Source organism: Streptomyces sp. x-80 (assembly GCF_046549095.1).
Taxonomy (GTDB): domain Bacteria; phylum Actinomycetota; class Actinomycetes; order Streptomycetales; family Streptomycetaceae; genus Streptomyces; species Streptomyces celluloflavus.
Genome location: NZ_JAJPWM010000068.1, coordinates 1 through 1,569 on the forward strand (window position 1 = coordinate 1; position 1,569 = coordinate 1,569).

1 protein-coding gene is annotated in these 1,569 nt (G+C 66.8%); it reads left to right on the top strand.

Annotated features, from left to right (window positions below):
* Positions 1-159 precede the first annotated feature (159 nt).
* Positions 160-1,389: an IS701 family transposase gene (locus tag ACLJWH_RS41925; protein WP_411147066.1), complete on the top strand. Its 1,230-nt coding sequence runs from the start codon at positions 160-162 to the stop codon at positions 1,387-1,389.
* Positions 1,390-1,569: the final 180 nt, after the last annotated feature.

Consider the following 1,569-nt stretch of genomic DNA (forward strand, 5'->3'; position numbering starts at 1 on the left):
CTAGTACTCCAGCCGGACTTTGATGTTTTTCCTGGTCAACGGCTTGGGTTTGGGGAGTGTAGTGGGGTGGTGCTGGAAGCGGGGCGGGTTCGCCGGGCCTGTCCCGCGAAGGAGTGGCTGCGCCGTGTGTAGTGATATCGGGCTGGACAGCCACCATGGGTGACTGATGACGTACCCGCCAATGAGTGGGAACAGGAACTGGAAGAACTCTTCCTGCAAGTCGGGCACCGCTTCTCACGTGTTGAGCCGCGACGCCGGATGCGGGACTACGTCCGTGGTCTGATCGGCCCGGTGGGCCGCAAGAACTCCTGGCAACTGGCCGAGTTCGCCGGGCACTCCACGCCGGACGGACTGCAGCACCTCCTGGCGAAAAGCAGGTGGGAGGCCGACGAGGTCCGTGATGACCTGCAGGGCTACGTCGCCGAGCACCTCGGCGACGACGACGGTGTCCTGATCATCGACGACACCGGCTTCGTCAAGAAGGGTGTCACTTCAGCCGGGGTGCAACGGCAGTACTCCGGCACCGCCGGCCGTACCGAGAACTGCCAGATCGGTGTCTTCGCCGCCTACGCCACCACTCTGGGCCGCGCCTTGGTCGACCGCGAGCTCTACCTGCCCAAGTCCTGGACCGACGACGCAGAACGCTGCCGCGCTGCCAAGATCCCCAGCGATCGTGGCTTCGCGACGAAGAACGACCTGGCCCGCACCATGGTCCTGCGTGCACTCGCCTCCCCGCTGCCCGTCGCCTGGGTCACCGCGGATGCCGCCTACGGGCAGGACTCCCGCTTCCGCCGGTTCCTGGAAGACGTCGGCCTGTCCTACGTCATGGCCGTGCCGAAGTCCCAGCAGGTCCACGGCCCCCGCATCGACCATCTCATCGGCCAGGCTCCTGCCGAAGCATGGCAGCGGCTCTCCTGCGGCGACGGCGCCAAGGGGCCCCGAATCTACGACTGGGCCGCAGCCCGGCTGCCGGCTGTCTGGGAATTCGACGGTGACGAGCCTACCCACCAGCGATGGATGCTCGCCCGCCGCAGCATCACCAAGCCGGACGAGCTGGCCTACTTCCTGGCCTCGGCACCCCTGCAGGCAACCCTCGCCGACCTGGTGCGGATCGCCGGCTGCCGCTGGAAGATCGAGGAGTGCTTCCAGAGCGCGAAGAACGAGTGCGGCCTGGACCAGTACGAAGTCCGCCGCTACACCGGCTGGCACCGGCACATCACTCTCGCCATGCTCGCCCACGCGTTCCTGGCCGTCACCGCCGCCCGCGCGAGGGAAAAAGGGGAACCGAGCGGGACACTCCCGACCTCGTGGACCTCACACCAGCCGAGATTCGCCGTCTGCTGGCAGCTGCCCACCGACATCCTGCGGCACAGGGCAACCACTCGATGAACTGGTCACGATGGCGCCGTCGGCACCAGGCCAGAGCCCGCCGATGCCACTACACACGGCGAGGGCACTCGTTCGCGGGACAGGCCCGGCGAACCCGCCCCGCTTCCAGCACCACCCCACTACACTCCCCAAACCCAAGCCGTTGACCAGGCAAAACATCAAAGTCCGGCTGGAGTACTA